Annotated in this window: 1 protein-coding gene and 1 pseudogene; one reads left to right on the top strand and one right to left on the bottom strand. The window is 72.2% G+C overall.

Annotation, left to right across the window (positions count from 1 at the left end; genetic code table 11):
• Positions 1-184, top strand: a pseudogene (locus tag E1281_RS39430) (short-chain dehydrogenase); the annotation flags it as partial.
• A 186-nt stretch (positions 185-370) separates the two neighbouring features.
• On the opposite strand, the gene E1281_RS39425 reads toward E1281_RS39430, so the two are convergent.
• Positions 371-919: a GNAT family protein gene (locus tag E1281_RS39425; RefSeq protein ID WP_243717814.1), complete on the bottom strand. Its 549-nt coding sequence runs from the start codon at positions 917-919 to the stop codon at positions 371-373.
• Positions 920-1,893 lie beyond the last annotated feature (974 nt).

Genomic DNA, 1,893 nt, shown 5'->3' with positions numbered 1-1,893 from the left:
CGCCCGCCCCGTCGCCCGCTCGGTTCGGCCGATCACCGAATGGATCGACCGTCCGCCCGCGGAACCGCTGTCCGCGATCGACCGCGGCAAGCCCGTCGACCTGTCCCTGAAGACCCTGGACCCCGACGATGCCGCCCGCCTCGCCGCCTACACCGAAGACCTGCTGCACACCCGCACCCACTAGCCGGCGGGTATGGGACGTTCGGTGCCGCGAGAGGGCGAACGGCGGCTGGAGCGGCGCTCCGCTACACGGGTTCGCGGTCGCCGGTCGGGGCCCCGGCTCGTTCGGTGCGTCCGGTGCGCGTGTCCTTGTTGGGCAGGGCGTGTCGCTCTGGCCGGACCACCAGCGCCTTCGTGTTCGTGCCCTCCGCTAGGGCATCAGGGTCGCGTCACATGGGGGAAGGTTCGTGGTCATGCCGACGGTGATGGCCCAGCGCTCGTGGTCGCGCCAGACGCCGCCGATGTTGATGAACCCGGGGGAGAAGCCCTCACGCCGGAAACCGAGCCGGCGGACCAGGCGGCGGGACGGCTCGTTGCCAGGTTGGACGTCCGCCTCCACCCGGTGCAGGCCGAGCAGGCCGAACGCGTACAGGACGGTCAGCCCCACGCCTTCCATCATGAAGCCCCGCCCCGCGTTCGGCGTGAAGGCGGCGAAACCGAGGACGGCGCGGTCGTAGGGTCTTCGGACGATGCCGGTGAGGGTGACATGACCGGCGATGGCGCCCGTGTCCGCCCGCTTGATCAGTAGTGCTTCGCCGGCCGCCGGGTCGGTGAACCGGCCCAGATACTCGCGGAAGGCCCTGGAGTCGGCCGGCGTCCTGACCCAGTCCCCGTGCAGTTCCGCGCTCTGTTCGGCGAGGCGGACGAACTCCTCCTCGTCCGCGGCCCGCAGGCGGCGCAGCATGACACGACAGCCCACAACACCTCCGTCCCGGCCCCCTTGCCCGGACCGTTCCGCTCATGGACCGGCTGGTGGACGGCCGGCCGTCTACGGGCCAGGTTGCCCCACGGCCCCCGCAGAGCGCACTGGCCGCACGGTCACGTCTGGGAAGCGACCCCGTACCAGCGGGTTGCCGACGCGGGAACCCCGCTTCGGCCGCCTCGGGCCAGAGAACGGAGCCGGCCCCTCGGCCCGGCCGCATCCCGTGTCCGCCGGAGGTACTCGCGGCGCGGTCATGGCTGCGGGCGTGGCGTGGCGAGACGTGCGCTGGGCGCTGGCGAGTGCGGCCGGAGGTTCGGCTTCGTTGTTTCGTCCTTCCTGACGGTGGCCACCGGCGTCAACGCCGACGGGCACCGCGTGAGCCTCGGCGTTTACGGCGTGGCCGCTCCAAGCCGGGGGCCTGGACGGCCGGGGCTTGCCGTGAGGAAGGCGTGGCACTCGCGGAAGTTCGGAGGTGAGGGCCGCGGCAGCGGCACCTATGCCGCCGACCTCGGTCGCCAGGGACAACAAGTGCCTCGCCAGAGCGCCGGTGACACGCCGCCGTGGCGTAGTCGCCGGCAACGCCGCGCGCCGGGTCGAGCACCGCACGGAACGTCGACAACCACGAGTTCACGAACCCGCTGAACCGGGGCGGCGCCAGACTACCTACGCCGCAACGCCGCCGTCCGCGACGTGGTCGTCACCGGCGGCGATGTCGCCACCATGCCCTGGCCGCGACTGGAATCGTTCGTCGGCTCCCTGATGGCTGTGGACAACATCCGTGACGTCCTCTGCCGTGCTGGTCGGTGTTCCAGGGCATGCGCACCGCGGCCGGGATCATCTGGGGCCGCCTCGCGCACCCGGGAGACACAGCGCCGAAGCCGATCACACGCTCGCCGCGTGCGGCCTGGACGACGAGCCCGGAACCACGACGCAGACCACCGAGCGGGTGGGAACCCCACGTTGCGGGGGAC

Origin of the sequence: Actinomadura sp. KC345, assembly GCF_004348515.1 — a bacterium.
GTDB lineage: Bacteria > Actinomycetota > Actinomycetes > Streptosporangiales > Streptosporangiaceae > Spirillospora.
Note: the sequence above shows the minus strand (reverse complement) of the source record. Positions and strands in the feature narration are given on the sequence as shown.